This window comes from Marivirga atlantica, assembly GCF_016734805.1.
Taxonomy (GTDB): domain Bacteria; phylum Bacteroidota; class Bacteroidia; order Cytophagales; family Cyclobacteriaceae; genus Marivirga; species Marivirga atlantica.
In genome coordinates, this window is the sequence record NZ_JAERQG010000001.1 from 588,354 (window position 1) to 607,171 (window position 18,818).

Here is an 18,818-nt window from a genome sequence, read left to right on the forward strand (position 1 = left end):
ATGAAAAACTTTCGATTTACCATTGGTAATAAAATACTTTTTGGTTTCATAACCCTGATACTCATCTTCGTCATCTATTCAGGTATTACCATTTTTACAGTAAGTAGCAATAGTAGTATTATTGAGGAAAACGCTACTGTTATCAAACCATCACTTACGAGCATAAAGGATTTTAACGTATTAATTATTCGTTCAAAAATGCTTGTAACTAACTGGGTATATTTACAGAGCAATGAAACTGATAAAGAATCTCTAAGAAAAATTCATGAAGAGGAATATCCTGCGCTGAAAGAGCAAATAAACGATTTGAAAGAGGAATGGGAAGATGAGGCCCAAGCTGCTGAAATGGATACTATCTTCACTGAATATGAGGACTTGCTAGCTGTACAACAGGAAATTATGGGCAGTCTTGTAACCTTTGAAGACTATGAGGACCCTATTGTTAAGTTCATGGCTTCAGAATCAATTGAGCGTGAGGTAATTCCAAGAACAGATAGTATTATCGTTAATCTTAATGCTGTATTAGTTGAAAAGCAGAAGGAATCAGAGCTTATAGAAGCTGAGGTGCTTGATAGTTCAACTAATTTGAGAAACACCTCTATAATATTGGCAATTATTTTTGTTGCTCTTGGTATGGTTGGAGCAATCTTGCTGGCCAGATCAATAACCAAGCCGGTTAATTACATTAAAGATGTGGTTGTTAAACTAGGAAAAGGTGTGCTGCCAGAAAGCAAAGATAGGCGTTTCAGCAATGACGAAATTGGTGAAATGGCAGAAGCTGTTGATAACTTGGTAGAAGGATTAAAAGACACCTCTTACTTTGCTGAGAACATTGGTAATGGTAAATATGACACTGATTATGATCCGTTGAGTGAAGAAGACGTACTGGGAAATGCGCTTATTGATATGAGAGCTAACTTGAAAAGAGTTGCTGAAGAAGATAAAAAGCGTAATTGGACGACAGAAGGTCTGGCTATGTTTGGAGACATCTTGAGAAGGAATAATGATAATATAGGAAAGCTGTCTGATGAGATTATTTCTAATTTGGTTAAGTATACCAAATCTAATCAGGGCGGGCTCTTTATTATTAATGAGGAGGATGAAGATGATAAATATCTAGAACTAGCGGCTTGCTATGCCTGGGATAAGAAGAAATATCTTGAGCAGAAGATCTATGAAGGTGAGGGATTAACAGGTCAGGTATGGCTTGAAGGAGAAAGCATTTATATGATTGATGTTCCTCAGGATTATGTAATGATCACATCCGGTTTAGGAGAGGCTAATCCTAACAGCTTACTCATAGTTCCACTTAAGGTGAATGATGAAATTTATGGTGTAATTGAGCTGGCTTCTTTTAATGAATTTGAAGAGCACGAAAGAGACTTTGTAGAAAAGATAGCTGAAAATATAGCTTCCACCATTTCATCTGTTAAGATCAATGAAAGAACTTCTAAACTGTTGAATGAGTCACGTGAAATGACGGAGCAGATGCGTTCGCAGGAAGAGGAAATGCGTCAGAATATGGAGGAGCTTCAAGCTACTCAGGAGGAAATGGAGCGCTCTCAAAGAGATAGAGAAGATAAGGAAAAAATCATCAATTATACCAATATGATGATTGAACTCAACGAAAACCTAAAAATCTCTAGCATAAACGATATTACTACTCAACACTTACAATATTCCTTTACAGATTTAAGTGGTTCAGCACTTGATAAAATAGTAGAATCAAAGGATCAATTAAAAACTTTGACCTCGGCATTAAAAGCTGGAAAGATTTGGTCAGGTATGCTGAAGATGAGTACTAAAGATGGAGAATCTGTAAGTGCTACTTTCTCTGCTGGTGTGCTATCTAACCAGTCTGGAGAAGAAGATAAATATTTATTAATAGGCTCTATTATTACCAAAGAGCAAATGATTTGATGTATCCTATTAAGTGTTTTATATTCTGCAGCCTGGCACTTTCATTATTGCTGGGCTGTGGTTTTTCTACGGAAAAACGAAGACCCGCTGCTATTGAAAAACGGATGAAAGAGCGCAGCATAAAAGTCATCTCAGAAGCTGACATTCTGGAAGAAGTGAGAAAAAAAGGGGATTCAATTACTCAGGAGGCACAGACGGCTTTATTAGAAAAATTATCGACTAAAATCGCTGAAGGAAGTTACAAAGCAGCTGTTTCATATTGTGCTAAAAATGCACAAGAACTAACAGATAGTTTAGCGAATAAATATCAGGTTCATTTGAAAAGAGTAAGCCTTAAAAACAGAAATGCCCTTAATAAACCTTCTAAGCTAGAGCAGGGCTTATTGGAGGCCTATCAATACACATTTGAACAGGGAGGAAGTTTGAATAACAATGTTCAATTTTATAGTAATGAAGACAGCATACTATACAATAAACCTATTTTCATAGGTTCTGAATTATGTCTTAACTGTCATGGAGATAAGTCCAATCAGGCATTAGAAGTTAAAGAAATTCTTAAAGACTATTACCCCGCTGATAGTGCTCATGGTTACAAAGTGGGCGACTTAAGAGGTATGTGGTCAGTTGCTTTTTCTAAAAAGCAATTAGTAAAATCAATGTGATTAATGCTGAAGATAGTCTTTAACGAGACCTTCACTTTCTTCCCATAATCGATCTCTTGTGGCCTTATTATTTGCTTCTTTTGAGCAGGAAACCACTTTTCTATCTTTAAAATAAGCTCCATTCTTGGAGGCATCAAGTGTATTGGATGCCAAATAAATGGATGTTGAAGCGCCTTGTCTGGTATTTTTCATGAAGGGTTTGCCAAGAAACCAAAACATTTTCAGTAGCGGATTTAAATTATCCCCAAAACCAGAATCTATCACTCCTGGGTGTAAGGCATAACTCGTCAAGCCTATATCTACTAATGATTTAGTGAAAAGAATATTGTACAACTTGGCATTTGCGTATGCCTTAATTGTACTATAATTATTTTTAAGGTTAAGATCTTTAAAATCTAACTTAGCCGCCCTGTGAGCTTCTGAACTAACATTTATCACCTTAGTGCTTTGTTTTTTAAGATAGTCCAGACAATTGTTTACTAAAAGAAAATGGCCCAGATGATTAACGGCTAAATGTAGCTCATAGCCATCTTTGCTTTCCATTCTTTCTTTGAATGTACCTCCAGCATTATTGATGAGAACATCTAGCTGATCGGTACTTTCCTGAAGTGCTTCTGCTGCTTCTTTAACCGATGATAAATCGGCCAGATCGCATGCAATTACGGTAACATTGCCAGATTGTGGAATATCTTTCAGAACATCATCGGCTTTCTTCATATCTCTTACAAGAAATATGATTTTGTGGCCTTTTTCTAATAGTGTCTTTGCGGTTTCTAATCCTATCCCTGAAGTGGCTCCTGTAATAGCTATAGTCATAAATTTATTTAGTCTATAAAAGGGAAAGATTTAATTGTTGAAATTGTTTTTATATCCCCTGCTAATTTTTAACCAATCTTTCCCGACCTGTACTTTTTCATTTGTGTAGGCATTTACCTTATTTCTGTTAACAATGAATGACCTATGTATTTGTGAAAATATTGATGAAGGAACTAGAGTAAGACAGTTTTTGAGAGTCATTTTGCTGATGATGGGTTTTTCATTCTCCAGAAAGAATTTCAAATAATCACCTTTTGCTTCAATATATAGGATGTCGTTAAAGTTCACCCTAACCATTTTGCGATCTGATAATATGAATAGATTATCTGTTTCAGCTTTGTTATGAGATTCTTCATTATCTATAATGTTTTGAGGTTTAAGCTTGTTTAGTGCCTTAAGAAACCGATCGAATGAAACAGGCTTTAAGAGATAATCTACTGCATTCACTTCAAATGCTTCAACGGCAAACTTTCTATGAGCAGTAATAAAGATAACTGAAGGGACTTCTTTTAAGCTCTTAAGGAAAGTAATGCTATCCAGGCCAGGCATTTCAATATCTAGCAACAGTAGGTCTACTTTATTATCCTCCAGATATTCACCAAGATCCCAGGCATTATTGAAACTAGCTTTGCGACTGAGATAGGGTACTCTATCAACAAAATTTTCTACAAGCTCTAAAGCAAGTGGTTCGTCATCGGCAATAACACATCGGATACTATTCAAAACAACATATTAAGTTCAAGTGTAAAAATATTTTCTCTTTGGCTAATTGTTAACTCATGTTTGTCTTTAAACAGATAATTCATTTGCCTTCGAAGGTTATCTAACCCTCTACCCTTACTAGTTCCATCACCACTGGGGTGATAGTTGTTTTTGGTTGCTACGTTTAAAGTATTATTGGAGCCTATAATTTTAATGTTAATGGCTAATTTTTTCATTTTGCCCTCACCACCGTGTTTAAAACAGTTTTCTATAATCGTAATTAAGCTTAGTGGGGGAATCTTAAACTCACAACCTTCAGGAACCTCTATTTCTTTTTTAATATTTAGTCTGTCCCCAAATCGTAATGATTCCAGGTAGATAAAATCTTCCATTACCTTTAGTTCCTGATCAATAGGAATTAGTAAATTGTCTGAAGCGCTGAGCACATTATCTAACAAATTGCTGAGTTTAAGAATCGCATCGGGTGCTTCATCTGATTTTTTAACAGCGAGGCTATAAAGGTTATTTAAAGTATTAAATAAGAAATGGGGATTTAGCTGCGACTTTAAAAACTTTAGCTCAGTTTCTGCCATGCGCTTCAATGCCGCTTCTTTCTCTGAGCGAGCATCAGCATATTTTTTCACACTTTGGGTGCTTACAAAAAGAAACACGATTAGATAGAGTGTTGTAAACAGTACAACGATGTCCTTTGTAGGTGCAGGCATCAAATTAAACTGATAATTGGCAATATTAATGAATACCACGGTATTGAGAACCATTACTAAAAACAGGGAGACAGTTATTGTGTAAATGAGGTAGATGATAAACTTTAAATAGGACCCTTTATAAAGATAACGCTCCATTAAAACATGGGTAATGAAATAAGCACTACTTACGGATACAGGAGAATAGATGGCTGTTAGCAAATAGGCTTGTTGCCAGTCACTTTTGTAGCCTATTATAAACGCACATAAGTTCAGCGAGATAAGCCAAAATATAATATGGAAAGGAAGCTTATTGAGCATGTTTAAAATTAGTAATTCTGATAAATATAAAGTGATTTAGTCGATGAGTAACCAAAATGTGAAGGTATAATGCAGAAATGCATTTCATCCGCTAAATTTGGTAGTATAACCACAGTTGGTAATAATCAAACTATTAATGCGACACACCAATTTTAGTTTGCCTAAAATTGAGTCAAACTAAAAACAAAAAGTTATGAGTATTTACGAATTACATGTTCAGGGCGGGATGCTTTTTATGAGCCTTCTTACCATATTGTTTATAGCTACTATAGCTACAGGTGTGTTAGGCTTAATAAAAAGAGAGGACGCTAAATGGTTAAAAATATCCAAAGAAACGGCTTTGTTAGCTCTGGTCTGGGGAATTTTAGGTCAAGTATTAGGCTTATTTGCAGCTTTTCAAGGAATTGAGCAGATGGGTGAGGTTTCACAGGCTATGTTGGCAGGTGGTCTGAAAGTTTCTTCCTATACAACCATCTATGGGTTAATCATCTTTATCGTAGGTAAAGTACTGCAACTTGTGGCTGGTGCAATTACTAAATAAGTATTGATTCCGTTTCTGCTGAAAAGAAAAAGAGACCGAATTTCGGTCTCTTTTTAGTTAAGCTTTATCGATATTTTTAGGCGTAAGGTAATTTCTTATCTATAAAGGTATATTCCATTAAAGTTTGACTTACTCATATTGCAAGTCTTTACTCCCTGGGCGATGAAGTGAAACATAATTTCTGTTGCTTCATCAATAGGCGATTTCTGGTAAACTATCTCATCTCCAACATTCAAAAGAGAAGCTCTCTGCAACGATCCTATTCCTATTCTCCAATTATTAGGTTCAGCATCACTTATTGATATAAGCTTTTCAAACTTCTGAATAATTGATTCTTTGTTAGTAGTTAACGCCTGCATGTTTTTTACCTTTTGTTACCATACAAAGGTGCATATATTTAGTAGTATAATAAAATATTCTAATATAATATCGGTTAAATGCAAAATGAGCGCTATAAGTCTTATTAATTGTAAGATGAATAATTCAATTTATTAGTGTAAGAAATCAGTAATTACCAACAAAAAAGGGAGCCAAACAGCTCCCTTTCCGTAAAGTTATAATTATATACCCTGAAATTATTTTTCTTTGTTCTCAGGATTCTCGTCTTTCTTTTTACCTTTTTTCTGTTTTATAAAAAGTTTTTCACTTTTACCATCATGATCAGCAATAATGGAGTCACCAACTTTAATGTTTTCACTCAAGATTTCTTCGGCAACCAAGTCTTCAAGATACTTTTGAATGGCTCTATTTAGCGGACGAGCACCATATTGTTGATCATATCCTTTTTCAGATAAGAAATCTTTAGCTTTTTCAGTTAGCTCAATATCATAACCCAATGATAGCATTCTATCGAACACTTTTTTCAGGCTAATATCAATGATTTTATGCAAGTGTTCTCTTTCTAATGAGTTGAAAACAATCACATCATCTAACCTATTCAAAAACTCAGGACTGAATGCTTTCTTCAGTGCGTTTTGGATAGTAGACTTCATTATTTCATTGCTATTATCTTTCTTGGCCTGACTGGAGAAACCAATGCCTGCACCGAAATCTTTTAAGTCTCTAACACCAATGTTTGAAGTCATGATGATTATCGTATTGCGAAAATCGACTCTTCTCCCTAAACCATCAGTTAGAATACCATCGTCAAGTACTTGAAGTAGTAAGTTGAAAACATCCGGATGGGCTTTTTCAATTTCATCAAGCAACACAACTGAGTAGGGCTTTCTTCTTACTTTCTCGGTAAGCTGCCCACCTTCTTCATAACCTACATAGCCCGGAGGCGCTCCCACGAGTCTGGAAACCGAGAATTTCTCCATGTACTCACTCATATCAATTCTGATAAGAGATTCCTCTTTATCGAATAAATAGGTAGCAAGCACTTTGGCTAACTCAGTTTTACCAACACCAGTTGGTCCTAAAAACACAAATGAACCGATTGGTTTTTTTGGATCTTTTAAGCCTATTCTTGTTCTCTGGATAGCTTTTGAGAGCTTTGATATTGCCTCTTCCTGTCCAATTACCTGACCCTTAAGATCATCTGCCATACCTTTAAGCTTTGCACTCTCATTTTGAGCCACACGCTTAGTAGGTACGCCAGTCATCATGGCAATAACCTCGGCAACGCTATCTTCATCAACGGTGTAACGTTTCGATTTTGTTTCTTCTTCCCAGTCAGCTTTTGCTTTGTCAAGCTCTTCAAGCAGTTTCTTCTCTGAATCTCTTAAGCGAGCGGCTTCTTCATATTTTTGTGAGCGAACTACTTTATTTTTCTCCTTCTTAACTTCTTCTATATCAGCTTCCAGCTTAACAATTGTATCAGGCACATGAATATTATTGATGTGCACTCTTGCACCAGCCTCATCCATTACATCAATGGCCTTGTCTGGAAGAAATCTGTCGGAAATGTACCTATCACTTAGTTTTACACAGGCTTCAATCGCCTCTTTAGTGAAATTCACATTATGGTGATCTTCATATTTATCCTTAATGTTCTCAAGAATTTCCATTGTTTCTTCTGGTGTGGTTGCGTCTACCATTACCATTTGGAATCTTCTTGCTAAAGCGCCATCTTTTTCAATGTATTGTCTGTACTCATCTAAAGTAGTTGCACCGATACATTGTATTTCACCTCGTGCAAGTGCAGGTTTAAACATATTGCTGGCATCTAATGAGCCAGAAGCGCCACCAGCACCAACAATAGTATGTAGCTCGTCAATGAACAAGATTACATTCGGAGATTTCTCCAATTCGTTCATAACCGCCTTCATACGCTCTTCGAACTGACCTCTATATTTGGTGCCAGCTACTAAAGAAGCTAAATCGAGTGTTACAACTCTTTTGTTGAAAAGTACTCTTGATACTTTTCTTTGAGTAATTCTTAGTGCTAAACCCTCAGCGATAGCCGTTTTACCTACACCAGGTTCACCAATTAAAATTGGATTGTTTTTCTTTCTTCTTGAAAGAATTTGAGCAACTCTTTCAATTTCTTTTTCTCTACCTACAATTGGGTCTAATTTATCTTCTTCGGCAAGTTTTGTTAAATCACGTCCGAAGTTATCTAATACAGGAGTTTTTGATTTCTCTCCACTTTTAGATGAAGATGATTTTGATCCTCCGCCACTGAATAATTTACTTCCTTCTTCATCTCCATCTTCTGTATCTGACGAAGCGATAGGATTTTGTGTTTGATATTCTAATAATTCTTTGATTACATCATAGGTAACATCAAATTTATCCATTACCTGCGAAGCGATGTTGTCTTCATCTCTTAAAATAGACAACAACAAATGCTCAGTGCCAATTAATTGGCTTTTGAAGATTTTTGCTTCTAAGTAAGTAATTTTCAACACCTTTTCAGATTGCTTGGTTAAAGGGATGTTCGCCAAATTCTTCACATTATTAGTAGCTGTACCTCTTGTGCTTCGCTCCAGCTCATTTCTTAATTCATCTAAAGAAACGCCTAGTTTTTTAAGCAGGCTAATGGCTACACCTTCACCTTCTCGAACCATTCCTAATAAAAGATGCTCTGTACCTATATAATCATGGCCAAGTCTCAAAGCCTCTTCACGACTTAAAGAAATGACTTCTTTGACTCTATTTGAAAATTTTGCTTCCATAATTCTGTCTCCTCAATGTTGTATTAACATGCTGCTACTGCATAATTAAATGTAATGCAATAAAAACTAAATAAAAATAGTAAAGTTTAATTTATGCTCTCGATTTCCTAATAATCTGTAAGGAATTGGGACCTTCATTCATAAACAAATCGACAACGCTTAAATTAGCTTCAAAAGTGTTGCCAAAACTTTGTTGGTATGGATGAGGTTTGTAAACCTGCCTCAGTAAATCGGGCTTCTTAGGGTTTAATAACGATCTATAGTCCACAACGTTTTCATTTACGTTCTTTTTATAGCTGTCAGATTCGGTGAGCTTGGTTTTTATTTGTGTGATTTTCAGACACTTTGTCAGAAGCTCAAAATTTAAGTCCCATAAAAACTCAAACTTTTTATGATACACCTGATACAATTCATCGGCAAAAAATTCAAAATATGGAGCTTTTCCATAGCAGGTTTTGATGCTTCGCCAATGTTTATTAGCCCATAGTTGGCTATTGTCAATCTTAATGTCTTTAGAATAGATCTTTTTATTGGCTCCAATTAAAGGTACTGTAAGTGCCTCAATTTTTTGAGATGATAATAAATATGCTCTGTTTCTATAGCTTTGTTTAACAAAATTTTCATGCGACTCCAGCTGAATCTCCTTAAAAGGTTCAATAGCAGCAAAAAATGCAAGAGAGGGCAAATACTGAATATCAATTAATGCAGTTGCTTTATTAAAATCCATACGGCAAGTTTAAAAATTCTAAAGTGAACTAATAAACGATTTCTCCCAGTCCTTGCCTTACAAGCTCAAAAGGTTGTGTGGTACAGTCCACAACAGTTGATGGAATATTCTTACCGTAATCGCCATCAATTACTACATCTACTAAATTTTTAAAGCTTTCGTAAATCTCTTCGGGATCTGTGGGGTACTCTACATATTCATCTTCATCTTTTATTGATGTAGAAATTAAGGGGTTACCTAAAGCTCTTACTATTTCAATAGGAATTTTGTTATCCGGAATTCTAATACCCACAGTCTTCTTATTAGCATTTACAATTTTAGGAACATTGCTGTTGGCAGGTAAAATGAAGGTGAAAGCTCCAGGCAGGTTCTTCTTCATTAGCTTAAAAGTAGGCGTAGGGAGATTCTTTACATAGTCAGAGATATGACTCATATCCTCACAAATGAAGGAAAGATTTATTTTGCCCGGTTTGATGCCTTTAACCCAACAAAGCTTGTCGATGGCTTTTCTATTAGTTAAATCACAGCCTAAACCATAGATAGTATCTGTTGGATAGATAATTACTCCTCCATCTTTAAGAATTTGCACTATTTCTTTGATTCTTCGCGGGTCTGGATTTTCTTCGTAAAGCTTAATGAATTCGGCTGCCATACACAATGATAATAAAATTGCTTGATTAAAGCATGCGGTGTCAAATCCAAAATACCTAAATTTGGCTCTTTGTATTTTTTTCGTGGAGGGCTAATAGCTTTTGAGTGCAAAACTTATTAGCTCAAAACTCCGATTAATTATTGAATAGCAATTGTACATATGAAAAATAAGTTTCTTATAGGCTTTATTATAGTCTTTTCAATTCTTCTTACATCCTTCGTGTTTTATTTCTACCAAGTGTTTTTTACTGAAAATATTTTAGTAGAAAAGGGAGATGAAACGATCTTAATTGAAAAAGGAGCCTCATTTTCGGATGTTCAGGATATTGTTTATGACAGAGGCATAGTGAATGATATGCTTTCTTTCAGCTTTGTTGCTAAGGTTTTGGATTATCAGGAAAACATTAAGCCTGGCATTTACCAGCTAAGAAAAGATATGACTAACCTCGAAGCTATCAGGTTGTTAAGATCGGGAGCCCAGGTACCCACACATGTCACTTTTAACAACGTTAGAGTAAAAGCTGATTTAGCTGGTAAAATTACGAACAACATCAGTGTGGACTCCACTGAATTTCTTCAGCTTCTTAATAATGACTCTCTCATAAATTCTTACGGGTTTAACCAAGAGAATATTATGTGTATGTTTTTACCAAACACTTATGAGGTATATTATACAATTACAGGTGAAGAACTTTTTGAACGAATGCACAAGGAATATGAGCGCTTCTGGAATGATCAAAGAAAGGCTAAAGCTGAAGAGCTTGGTTTGTCACCAGTAGAAGTAAGTACCCTTGCGTCAATAGTGCAGGCAGAAACAATCAAGCCTGATGAGCGCCCAAAAGTAGCTGAGGTTTACCTCAATAGACTAGAAAGAAACATGGCGTTACAGGCAGATCCGGCCCTTGTATTTGCTGTAGGTGATTTCAGTATTAAGCGTGTACTTAATATCCATAAAGAGATCGATTCGCCATATAATCTTTATAAAAACAGAGGTCTGCCTCCAGGGCCAATTAACTTGCCAGAACTTGAAAGTATTGATGCAGTATTAAATCATGATAACCATAACTACCTTTATTTTTGTGCTAAGCCTGATTTTTCGGGTTATCACGCATTTGCTACTAACTTAATAGCACATAATAGAAATGCTGCAGCCTATCAGGCAGCGCTAAACAAAGCCAGAATTTATAAGTAAGATGTATCAGTTCGAACATAAGTTACGTGTTAGGTATGCCGAAACTGACCAAATGGGTTATGTATATTATGGTAATTACGCTACTTACTATGAGGTAGCCAGAGCTGAATCCATCAGAAGTATTGGTTTGAGTTACAAAGAGATAGAGGAAGCGGGAGTAATTATGCCGGTGTTGGAGAATAATTCAAAATATATTAGGCCCGCCAGATATGACGATGAGCTAACTATTAAGTTAAGAATCCCGGAAAAGCCAGGTGTAAAAATCAGATATGAATATGATATATATAAAGCTGATACTTTAATCCATAAAGGATTTACAGTTTTAGTTTTTGTTGATAAAAGTAGCGGAAAGCCCTGCCAAATACCTAAATTGTTAGCAGACGTATTAAATCCCATTTTTGATGCGGTATAAGTACCTCCGTTTTATACTATCTATTGGCTTTGTAAGAGCAATCATCGATTTTCTTAAGCGTAAGAAATTAAAAAGAAGTGGTGTCTCTTATTTTAATCTTTTCCGAATATTTATTGAAGAACTGAGTGATCATAGCCTTATTGAAAGGGCTAACAATGTAGCCTTTCATTTTACATTGGCTATTTTTCCTACTATCATATTTCTTTTTACCCTTATTCCTGTATTACCCATCGATAACCTCACCAATGAAGTAATGCAGCTTTTGAGAGAAACAATGCCGGTATCGGTATTTCAGGAAGCAGAGTCTACTATTCAGGATATTTTATCAAAATCGAGAGGGGGCTTATTATCATTTGGTTTTTTAACCGCATTGTATTTTGCAACAAACGGAACAACTGCTTTAATGAATGCCTTTAATAGAACTTATAAAACCAGCGATAGTCGAGGGTTTTTTAAGTCTAAATTTATTGCGCTCTCATTAACCTTTCTACTGGCATTTGTCCTTTTCGTCTCTATCGCATTGCTTATTGTCGCTCAACAATTAGTACTCTGGCTTGAAGATTTTGGTATTGTTAACGACAACTATGAATACTTCCTGTTTGCGGGAATTAGGCTCTTAGTTATTTTCTTCCTTTTCCAGATGGCTACCTCCGTTATTTACTATGTTGCTCCAGCTGTACATAAAAAATGGCATTTCTTTAATCCGGGCTCTATACTTTCAACCATGCTGAGTTTGGCTGTGTCCTTTGGCTTTTCGTATTACATCAATAATTTCGGAACTTACAATAAACTTTATGGGTCAATAGGAGCCCTGATAGCTTTAATGATATGGTTTTCCTTCTTATCGTTATTTCTAATTGTAGGGCTTGAACTTAATGTGAGTCTAGAAAGGGCTAAAGAGGAGAAATTAAATAAGGTTTAATTTTTTGCAAATTCCTTTTGCAAGGAAAAGAAAATACAATACATTTGCATTCCAATTCGGCAAAAGGATTGCCAAAATGAATTGATAGAGGAGTGGCAGAGTGGTCGATTGCGTTGGTCTTGAAAACCAATGTACCGCGAGGTACCGGGGGTTCGAATCCCTCCTCCTCTGCACCGAAATCCTGATTAGATAACTAGTCAGGATTTTTTGTTTATGAGTGTTTTTTCTGTTGGAACTGAAGCCAAGTTTTTTCAACTGGGTAGATCGACATTAAACCTTATCCGGAGTATTTTTCGTATACTTAGATATTATGGATCAATCTAGCGAAAAAAAGAAAGAAGAAAGCCTAAATAAGCAAGAGGAGGACAAAGACAACTCAACGGAGAATATTAACTCTGAAGAGCAAGAAGGGAACCAACACGGAGTGATACCTGATGGGATGGACTTTAAGAAATTTATTGGCTGCGGTGGCTAAAACAAAAAGGCCTGATTACGAAAGTAATCAGGCCTTTTTATGTCCGTGTTTCTTAATTATTTATTTCCACCAGCTCTGATCATTGCACATCTAAAGCCAATAGTAGAAGTGGCAGAATCCTGCTCTATAAATCTTCTTGTACCTGGTGATAACCAATAAGCAACATCTGCCCAAGAACCACCTTTGTATACTCTAATTTCATCGTTAATCAATGAGTTGATTACGTTAGGGTCTCTGGCACCATTATCATAGTTACTTTGGGGATCTAAAGTACCATCTCTTCTTACAGGGTTTAAATCTTCAAAATCCTGGAAAGAAAGCGGACGGTATAAATCCCATACCCACTCATTTACATTACCAGCCATATTATAAAGACCATAATCGTTTGGCGGATAGTTGTAAATATAATCTGTAACGAAAGCACCATCATTTAATTTACCAGCAATACCACCGTAATCACCTCTACCTCTTTTAAAGTTAGCAAGGAAGTAACCCATTTCTTTTCCATATGGGTTTCTTAAAGAGTGACCATCCCAAGGGTAAATTCTTTTGTAAAGCTGAACTTCGTCAACCCATTGGGTACCGATTAATGCTGTTGCGGCATATTCCCACTCAGCTTCAGTTGGTAGTCTGTAATCTGGTAAAACAACACCTGTTTCTAACGGAATTCTTCCTCCTGTTTCAGCAGGTACTTCAATTCCAGCTTCTTCGGCTAATTTGTAGTTTACCATGATTGATCTCCACTTAGCATACTCATTAGCTTGATTCCAGCTAACACCAACAACTGGGTGGTATCTAAAACCAGGGTATCTTAAGTAATGATCAACATAAGGATCGTTGTAAGCTAATTTTCTAGCCCAAACTGTTGTATCCGGTAAAACTGAGTTATAGTAATCTCTTGATGAATCAAGTTTTACATAATGTAAAAACTCTAACCAGTGAATGTTAGCAACCTCTGTTTCATCCATGTAGAATGAAGAAACTGTTACTGTTCTTTCAATATTATCTCTGGTTTGAAGGATGTCTTCTTCGAATGAACCTAGTACAGTTCTACCTCCTTCAATGTAAACAAGGTTAGGGCCATCTGGTTGACCACGGAATTCAGCTACCTGAAAACCTTCTTCGCTGTTGTACTCTAAGCCCGTAGCCGTACTCAACACACCTGGGCTACTTGCTGTAGGGTTACTGCTTCCGCATGAAAACAGAAAAGCAGCACTACCAATTAAGCAGGCTTGTAAAAATGGAAACACAAACTTTTTCATATCCTGTTATTGTATTTGTTTAATATACACTGTTTAATCACTTCTATATCAATGCAATATAGACAATTACTGGTAAATATACCTTTACCAACCACTAAATTCAAATATTAAAATCAAATTTTAAAGTTATTTACCGCAAATTCGATCAATATGTAAGAATTTTAAATTAGTTGCATTAAAACGGCTTTGAGTAGTACGATATTGCCTTATGCTTCGGCCCAAACCTTTGTGCCCTCTGTACAATTTGTACAAATATCTACCTCATTCCTAGCCTTTAATATATCACTTCTAAATTTATTGTAGGCATCACCATGCCAAATATTATTAAAGCTTTCTGTATTTAAATTGCCTAATTGATGCGTTGCATCTTTATCAAAACAGCAAGGAACTACTCTGCCATCCCATGTTAAAACACAGCTGTGCCACATTTTCCAACATTGATTCAGCAACTTATTTTTTATTGTATAGAGTCCGTTGGCTAATTTTCTATACCTGCTGTATTTAGGATTATTAGGAATGAGCGGAGAGCCGTTTTGATAATCGTAAATCTGAGCGGTTTTAAGTTTCACCTCGTCTACTTCTAATTCTTTAGCTAATTCATAGATTTTGGGAATATCCTTCTCGTTTGGTTTTACTACTAAAAATTGAAAAATCACATGTGGCGTGCTGCTCTTCAATTCTTTTTTCCATTTGATAATGTTTTTGGTGCCCTCAATTACCTTCTCGATTTTACCGCCTACCCTGTAAGACTCATAAGTCTCTTGGCTAGCACCATCAATTGAAATGATTAAACGGTCTAGACCACTTTCTACAGTTTTTTTGGCAGTTTCATCATCCAGATAATGCGCATTTGTTGAAGTAGCTGTATAAATGTTGGCTTGGCTGGCAAGCTTTACTAAATCAAGAAACTCCCTGTTGAGATAGGGCTCTCCCTGAAAATAAAACAACATAGAAACAACATGCTTCTTTATTTGAGAGAGCATGTCATTAAAAGTTTCTGGCTTTAACATCCCTATTGGTCGGCTAAACGAGCGTAAACCACTGGGGCATTCTGGGCAGCGTAAATTGCATGAGGTTGTTGGCTCAACGGCTATGGAAAGTGGCATCCCTTTGATCGAAGGATTCCTGGTGTAGCGTGAATAATAATAGCTAGTTAGGATTTTTCCGGCATTCCAGAGCTTGTAGAAGCTGAGTTTACTCAGTATGTTAATGCTATCTTTCCAGTGCATAAAACAAAGTAAATTGAATTATTTGTATCTTCCCATCTTTAACCAAGATCATCTAACGAATTCATTTTATCATGGGCTTTAAAGCTATTTTACGTATTCTTCCTTGGGCAATAGTTTTAGTACTTCTTGCTTTTTTGTGGCTAAGAAGGTTGAGCAATTATTCAACCCCAGAGAAATTCAGTATTGAAAATACAACTGTACTGCAGGAAATAGAAGCTCTAGGTAAATTAGAATTGGTTAAATATAGATTTAAAGAAGTAATTGAAGCTGAAGAACTAGCAAAGAGATATTTGGACCTAGGCATATTTTATTTTCCTGCTGGGCAAGATCAGAAGGCTATTTTAATTGCAAAAGGAGAAGCTGTTGCTTGTGTGGACTTAACTAAACTTGAAGCCAAGGATTTTCAGATTGAGAAGGATACTATTTTTGTTCAATTGCCAGCTCCGGAATTATGTTACTATAAAATTGACTTAGATAAAAGCACCTTTTACGATTTAAAAACGAGCAAGGACGAAAAGAAGGCGGCAGAGTTCATTGATAAAGTATATGCCAAAGCTGAAGTCCAAATAAAAGATGCTGCTCAAGAGTCTGGTATTTTAGCTGATGCAGAACGTATGGCTGGCTTAGTGTTGAATCCGATGTTTGAAGGACTTACTAATAAGAAGGTAATTATTACTTATAAATTAAAGCCTGTTAAGTTGGCCCCAGAAGGTAAAGATTTACTTGAAAAGTGAATTAGCTATTTCCCAAATTAAGTTGGGTTCAAAACCTTTTTGCATTACATACCTTACACTTTTGTTCTTCTTTACGTAAAGATCCTCTCCTGAAAGTTGATTATATTTCTTTTTAAGCAAGCTTTCAATGGCTTCTTCGTAGGCTGTATTATTAATTTCAGCTAGTCCCTTTTTAATACAATAAGGAGAAATATCTTTTTGTTGTAGTCCCATCTTAATCTTTAGCCTTCCCCATTTTTTCTGATTAAAATGGCCTCTTACATAAGCAATTGCATAGCGTTCTTCATTTACAAAGCCTTCAGAAATTAAAAAAGCAATTACTTCTTCCACATCATCACCGTAATACCCCCATTTGTACAATTTGTCCCTCACTTCCTGCTGGGTTCTTTCCTGGTAGGCGCAATATTTAGCGGCTTTGTTCTTAGCGCTTTTTAATAACTGAGTGTCACCCATAATTTTTTTTCAACCTGATTAAACCTTTGGCTTTTTGCTGCATCAAAGTGGCAAACGAGCTCAAAGAGAATATTATTTAAAACTAATAACAAAGGAAAAATGAAAACTAATTTAAAATTAATCACCACTTTACTGTTAACCATAGCAGTTTCATTCGCTTGTAACAGAGATGACGAAGAAGCAACAATGGAATTAACTACAGAACAGGAAGTAGAAGTTGTAGAAAATAATACCACTACAGAAAGTTTTGCTGATGAAGATGTGGATATCACCTCAACAGTGGAGGCTGAAATTAATAGTCAGCAGAGAAGCGCCTCAGCTGTTTGTGCTGAAGTAACCTGGAATGCGGAAGCCAAAATTTTAACAATTGATTTTGGTGATGGATGTGTAGGGCCTTATGGACGAGAAAGAAGCGGAATTATTTATGTGGCATATAGCAATGAACCAGATGGTTTACGATCTGATAAAGAAATCACCTTTGAAAACTACTTTGTGAATAACCGTCAAATAACTGGAGCCATAAGTGTACGTAAGTTAAACATGAACAATGAAGGCAACTATGAAAGTGTTTATACACTTATTGACTATACTGTTACTTTCCCTAATGAACAATCATTCACTTTAAATGGTGGCAGAACAAGAGAAATAATTCAAGGTATAGATGATGGAAAAGGTCTTATGATCGAAATTACAGGTTCTCTGACAGGTGAAGATACAAGAGGAAGGACTTTTAGTTCAGAAGTTACAGACCCAATAATAGCAGATTTTGCTTGTGCAGCCAACGGAGGATTTGTTAGAACTCAAGGTAGAAAAGAGATAATTTATACAGGTCTTAGAAATAATAGAGAAAGAATTGTGGAATACGGTGATGGTACCTGTGATAATACTATAAGAGTGACTATCAATGGAAACACCTACACAATTACAGGTTCATAAAATTGCTTAAATTTAGTATAAAACAGATTAAGCACAGTTCGAATAGATGAGTACAGAAGAAAGCCTGCTAATTCAACAGCTGAAAAACGAAGCCACTGAGCGCAAGGCTTTCTCTGTTTTAGTTAATAAATACCAAGAGGGTGTTTATCATACCATTAGGAGAATTTTGGTAGATCATGATGATACTAATGATGCACTGCAAACTACTTTTATTAAAGCATGGAAAAACAGACATCAGTTCGATGAAAATGCATCTTATTTTTCCTGGTTGTATAGAATAGCTACCAACGAAGCTTTGCAACTTTTGAGAAAAAAGAAGCATGCTAAGACGGTGGGTAGTGAGCATATGGAACTGCTTCTTGAAACTGCAGTAAGCTATGGAGGGCTTGATGCATCGGAAGTGGAAATGAAACTAGAAAAAGCACTTTTACGGTTGCCAGATAAACAGCGGCTTGTTTTTAATTTGAAGTATTTTGATGATTTAAAATACGAACAAATTGCTGAAATTACGAACACAAGTGTAGGAGCATTAAAGGCAAGCTATCATTTGGCAGTTAAGAAAATAGAGGATTACCTGAATAAACATGAGTAAGGAAAATTCAAATAGCGATAAGAAAATCAGACTTGATGACATCAAGACTAAAAGTCAATACAAGGCACCGGATGGGTACTTTGAAAATTTGACAGCTAGTATCGATAAGCTAATTGATGAAGAGGAGTCTAAGGTAGAAGAAAGTAAATTTGCCAAGGTAGTTTCTTTAAGAAAAGGTTGGTACTACATAGCCGCCAGTTTAGCCGCAGCGTGTGTTGTTATTGCATTTTGGGTTTTTCCTTTAAACACTGATAATAATCCTGAGCTACTCCTGAGTAAAGTGTCGAATGATGAAATAATTGCTTATCTGGCTTATTCTGAACTGAACACCGAAGACATTGTAAATGAGTTGGTGTCAAATGATATTAGTGTTGAAGAGCCGATGCCTGAGTTTGAGTTATCAAATGAAGATGCTGATGCACTTCTTGATTATTATGCTTTATAAAAG

Annotated in this window: 21 protein-coding genes and 1 tRNA gene; 12 read left to right on the forward strand and 10 right to left on the reverse strand. The window is 35.9% G+C overall.

Translation table 11 applies throughout. The features are described 5' to 3' along the window. Complete coding sequence (locus JKP34_RS02605; RefSeq protein ID WP_201917408.1) at positions 1 to 1,920, forward strand: GAF domain-containing protein; 1,920 nt, start codon at positions 1 to 3, stop codon at positions 1,918 to 1,920. Beyond that, positions 1,920 to 2,582 (forward strand): Tll0287-like domain-containing protein, encoded by a 663-nt coding sequence (locus tag JKP34_RS02610; protein WP_201917410.1) that lies wholly within the window; start codon positions 1,920 to 1,922, stop codon positions 2,580 to 2,582. Before JKP34_RS02605 ends, JKP34_RS02610 begins: the two co-directional genes overlap by 1 nt. Here the strand turns inward: JKP34_RS02610 and JKP34_RS02615 are convergent, their stop codons facing one another. Genes JKP34_RS02615 through JKP34_RS02625 form a run of 3 tightly spaced genes read right to left on the reverse strand, consistent with a single transcriptional unit; the run spans position 2,583 to position 5,125 of the window. Further along, positions 2,583 to 3,398, reverse strand: a complete 816-nt coding sequence (locus tag JKP34_RS02615; protein WP_201917412.1) for an SDR family oxidoreductase — start codon at positions 3,396 to 3,398, stop codon at positions 2,583 to 2,585. 30 nt (positions 3,399 to 3,428) lie between these two features. Next, positions 3,429 to 4,121, reverse strand: coding sequence for a LytR/AlgR family response regulator transcription factor (locus JKP34_RS02620; protein ID WP_201917414.1), 693 nt, complete (start codon positions 4,119 to 4,121; stop codon positions 3,429 to 3,431). Beyond that, positions 4,118 to 5,125: a sensor histidine kinase gene (locus JKP34_RS02625; protein ID WP_201917416.1), complete on the reverse strand. Its 1,008-nt coding sequence runs from the start codon at positions 5,123 to 5,125 to the stop codon at positions 4,118 to 4,120. Before JKP34_RS02625 ends, JKP34_RS02620 begins: the two co-directional genes overlap by 4 nt. Before the next feature lie 193 nt (positions 5,126 to 5,318). Here JKP34_RS02625 and JKP34_RS02630 point away from each other — a divergent pair, with 193 nt between their 5' ends. Then, a complete protein-coding gene (locus JKP34_RS02630; protein ID WP_201917418.1) occupies positions 5,319 to 5,666 on the forward strand; it encodes a MotA/TolQ/ExbB proton channel family protein in 348 nt (115 codons plus the stop codon). 95 nt (positions 5,667 to 5,761) lie between these two features. Here JKP34_RS02630 and JKP34_RS02635 read toward each other — a convergent pair whose 3' ends face one another. The 4 genes from JKP34_RS02635 to JKP34_RS02650 all read right to left on the reverse strand — a co-directional run bounded on the left by JKP34_RS02635 (position 5,762) and on the right by JKP34_RS02650 (position 10,164). After that, positions 5,762 to 6,025: a hypothetical protein gene (locus tag JKP34_RS02635; protein WP_201917420.1), complete on the reverse strand. Its 264-nt coding sequence runs from the start codon at positions 6,023 to 6,025 to the stop codon at positions 5,762 to 5,764. A 216-nt stretch (positions 6,026 to 6,241) separates the two neighbouring features. Next, positions 6,242 to 8,785 (reverse strand): ATP-dependent Clp protease ATP-binding subunit, encoded by a 2,544-nt coding sequence (locus JKP34_RS02640; RefSeq protein ID WP_201917422.1) that lies wholly within the window; start codon positions 8,783 to 8,785, stop codon positions 6,242 to 6,244. 91 nt (positions 8,786 to 8,876) lie between these two features. Next, positions 8,877 to 9,512 (reverse strand): WbqC family protein, encoded by a 636-nt coding sequence (locus JKP34_RS02645; RefSeq protein WP_201917424.1) that lies wholly within the window; start codon positions 9,510 to 9,512, stop codon positions 8,877 to 8,879. 28 nt (positions 9,513 to 9,540) lie between these two features. Then, positions 9,541 to 10,164, reverse strand: a complete 624-nt coding sequence (locus JKP34_RS02650; RefSeq protein ID WP_201917426.1) for an L-threonylcarbamoyladenylate synthase — start codon at positions 10,162 to 10,164, stop codon at positions 9,541 to 9,543. A gap of 159 nt (positions 10,165 to 10,323) precedes the next feature. Here JKP34_RS02650 and mltG point away from each other — a divergent pair, with 159 nt between their 5' ends. From mltG to JKP34_RS02675, 5 genes are all read left to right on the forward strand, one after another. After that, positions 10,324 to 11,355 (forward strand): endolytic transglycosylase MltG, encoded by a 1,032-nt coding sequence (gene mltG / locus JKP34_RS02655; RefSeq protein ID WP_201917428.1) that lies wholly within the window; start codon positions 10,324 to 10,326, stop codon positions 11,353 to 11,355. A 1-nt stretch (position 11,356) separates the two neighbouring features. Beyond that, entirely contained in the window at positions 11,357 to 11,767 is a 411-nt protein-coding gene (locus JKP34_RS02660) for an acyl-CoA thioesterase (protein ID WP_201917430.1), read from the forward strand. Then, positions 11,757 to 12,689 (forward strand): YihY/virulence factor BrkB family protein, encoded by a 933-nt coding sequence (locus JKP34_RS02665; RefSeq protein WP_201917432.1) that lies wholly within the window; start codon positions 11,757 to 11,759, stop codon positions 12,687 to 12,689. Before JKP34_RS02660 ends, JKP34_RS02665 begins: the two co-directional genes overlap by 11 nt. Before the next feature lie 86 nt (positions 12,690 to 12,775). Further along, a tRNA-Ser gene (locus JKP34_RS02670) sits at positions 12,776 to 12,860 on the forward strand. Positions 12,861 to 12,999: 139 nt separating this feature from the next. Next, positions 13,000 to 13,164 carry a hypothetical protein gene (locus JKP34_RS02675; protein ID WP_201917434.1) on the forward strand — a complete coding sequence of 55 codons (165 nt, stop codon included), beginning with the start codon at positions 13,000 to 13,002 and terminating at the stop codon, positions 13,162 to 13,164. A 56-nt stretch (positions 13,165 to 13,220) separates the two neighbouring features. Here JKP34_RS02675 and gldJ read toward each other — a convergent pair whose 3' ends face one another. Both gldJ and JKP34_RS02685 read right to left on the reverse strand, forming a co-directional pair. Then, positions 13,221 to 14,426 carry a gliding motility lipoprotein GldJ gene (gene gldJ / locus JKP34_RS02680; protein ID WP_201917436.1) on the reverse strand — a complete coding sequence of 402 codons (1,206 nt, stop codon included), beginning with the start codon at positions 14,424 to 14,426 and terminating at the stop codon, positions 13,221 to 13,223. Positions 14,427 to 14,632: 206 nt separating this feature from the next. After that, positions 14,633 to 15,655: a radical SAM/SPASM domain-containing protein gene (locus tag JKP34_RS02685; protein ID WP_201917438.1), complete on the reverse strand. Its 1,023-nt coding sequence runs from the start codon at positions 15,653 to 15,655 to the stop codon at positions 14,633 to 14,635. A gap of 71 nt (positions 15,656 to 15,726) precedes the next feature. Here JKP34_RS02685 and JKP34_RS02690 point away from each other — a divergent pair, with 71 nt between their 5' ends. Then, positions 15,727 to 16,389 carry a DUF4230 domain-containing protein gene (locus JKP34_RS02690; protein ID WP_201917440.1) on the forward strand — a complete coding sequence of 221 codons (663 nt, stop codon included), beginning with the start codon at positions 15,727 to 15,729 and terminating at the stop codon, positions 16,387 to 16,389. Here the strand turns inward: JKP34_RS02690 and JKP34_RS02695 are convergent. Beyond that, positions 16,375 to 16,842: a regulatory protein RecX gene (locus tag JKP34_RS02695; RefSeq protein ID WP_201917442.1), complete on the reverse strand. Its 468-nt coding sequence runs from the start codon at positions 16,840 to 16,842 to the stop codon at positions 16,375 to 16,377. The two genes, JKP34_RS02690 and JKP34_RS02695, sit on opposite strands and share 15 nt — an antisense overlap. Before the next feature lie 99 nt (positions 16,843 to 16,941). On the opposite strand from JKP34_RS02695, the gene JKP34_RS02700 reads away from it, so the two are divergent. Genes JKP34_RS02700 through JKP34_RS02710 form a run of 3 tightly spaced genes read left to right on the forward strand, consistent with a single transcriptional unit; the run spans position 16,942 to position 18,815 of the window. Continuing rightward, entirely contained in the window at positions 16,942 to 17,778 is an 837-nt protein-coding gene (locus JKP34_RS02700; protein ID WP_201917445.1) for a hypothetical protein, read from the forward strand. Between the two features lie 46 nt (positions 17,779 to 17,824). Then, positions 17,825 to 18,370, forward strand: a complete 546-nt coding sequence (locus JKP34_RS02705) for an RNA polymerase sigma factor (RefSeq protein WP_201917447.1) — start codon at positions 17,825 to 17,827, stop codon at positions 18,368 to 18,370. Beyond that, the gene (locus JKP34_RS02710) at positions 18,363 to 18,815 is read left to right on the forward strand and encodes a hypothetical protein (protein WP_201917449.1); all 453 of its coding nucleotides are present in this window, start codon (positions 18,363 to 18,365) and stop codon (positions 18,813 to 18,815) included. The genes JKP34_RS02705 and JKP34_RS02710 overlap by 8 nt, the downstream gene beginning before the upstream one ends. The last annotated feature ends 3 nt before the right edge of the window (positions 18,816 to 18,818 follow it).

Bases quoted from the DNA above. Each gene is read 5' to 3' on its own strand.
- mltG (WP_201917428.1), top strand. From the start codon at position 10,324: ATGAAAAATAAGTTTCTTATAGGCTTTATTATAGTCTTTTCAATTCTT.
- JKP34_RS02700 (WP_201917445.1), top strand. From the start codon at position 16,942: ATGAAAACTAATTTAAAATTAATCACCACTTTACTGTTAACCATAGCA.
- JKP34_RS02625 (WP_201917416.1), bottom strand. From the start codon at position 5,125: ATGCTCAATAAGCTTCCTTTCCATATTATATTTTGGCTTATCTCGCTG.
- JKP34_RS02675 (WP_201917434.1), top strand. From the start codon at position 13,000: ATGGATCAATCTAGCGAAAAAAAGAAAGAAGAAAGCCTAAATAAGCAA.
- JKP34_RS02665 (WP_201917432.1), top strand. From the start codon at position 11,757: ATGCGGTATAAGTACCTCCGTTTTATACTATCTATTGGCTTTGTAAGA.
- JKP34_RS02615 (WP_201917412.1), bottom strand. From the start codon at position 3,398: ATGACTATAGCTATTACAGGAGCCACTTCAGGGATAGGATTAGAAACC.
- JKP34_RS02660 (WP_201917430.1), top strand. From the start codon at position 11,357: ATGTATCAGTTCGAACATAAGTTACGTGTTAGGTATGCCGAAACTGAC.
- JKP34_RS02630 (WP_201917418.1), top strand. From the start codon at position 5,319: ATGAGTATTTACGAATTACATGTTCAGGGCGGGATGCTTTTTATGAGC.
- JKP34_RS02605 (WP_201917408.1), top strand. From the start codon at position 1: ATGAAAAACTTTCGATTTACCATTGGTAATAAAATACTTTTTGGTTTC.
- JKP34_RS02635 (WP_201917420.1), bottom strand. From the start codon at position 6,025: ATGCAGGCGTTAACTACTAACAAAGAATCAATTATTCAGAAGTTTGAA.
- JKP34_RS02705 (WP_201917447.1), top strand. From the start codon at position 17,825: ATGAGTACAGAAGAAAGCCTGCTAATTCAACAGCTGAAAAACGAAGCC.
- JKP34_RS02695 (WP_201917442.1), bottom strand. From the start codon at position 16,842: ATGGGTGACACTCAGTTATTAAAAAGCGCTAAGAACAAAGCCGCTAAA.
- gldJ (WP_201917436.1), bottom strand. From the start codon at position 14,426: ATGAAAAAGTTTGTGTTTCCATTTTTACAAGCCTGCTTAATTGGTAGT.
- JKP34_RS02710 (WP_201917449.1), top strand. From the start codon at position 18,363: ATGAGTAAGGAAAATTCAAATAGCGATAAGAAAATCAGACTTGATGAC.
- JKP34_RS02650 (WP_201917426.1), bottom strand. From the start codon at position 10,164: ATGGCAGCCGAATTCATTAAGCTTTACGAAGAAAATCCAGACCCGCGA.
- JKP34_RS02645 (WP_201917424.1), bottom strand. From the start codon at position 9,512: ATGGATTTTAATAAAGCAACTGCATTAATTGATATTCAGTATTTGCCC.
- JKP34_RS02610 (WP_201917410.1), top strand. From the start codon at position 1,920: ATGTATCCTATTAAGTGTTTTATATTCTGCAGCCTGGCACTTTCATTA.
- JKP34_RS02690 (WP_201917440.1), top strand. From the start codon at position 15,727: ATGGGCTTTAAAGCTATTTTACGTATTCTTCCTTGGGCAATAGTTTTA.
- JKP34_RS02685 (WP_201917438.1), bottom strand. From the start codon at position 15,655: ATGCACTGGAAAGATAGCATTAACATACTGAGTAAACTCAGCTTCTAC.
- JKP34_RS02640 (WP_201917422.1), bottom strand. From the start codon at position 8,785: ATGGAAGCAAAATTTTCAAATAGAGTCAAAGAAGTCATTTCTTTAAGT.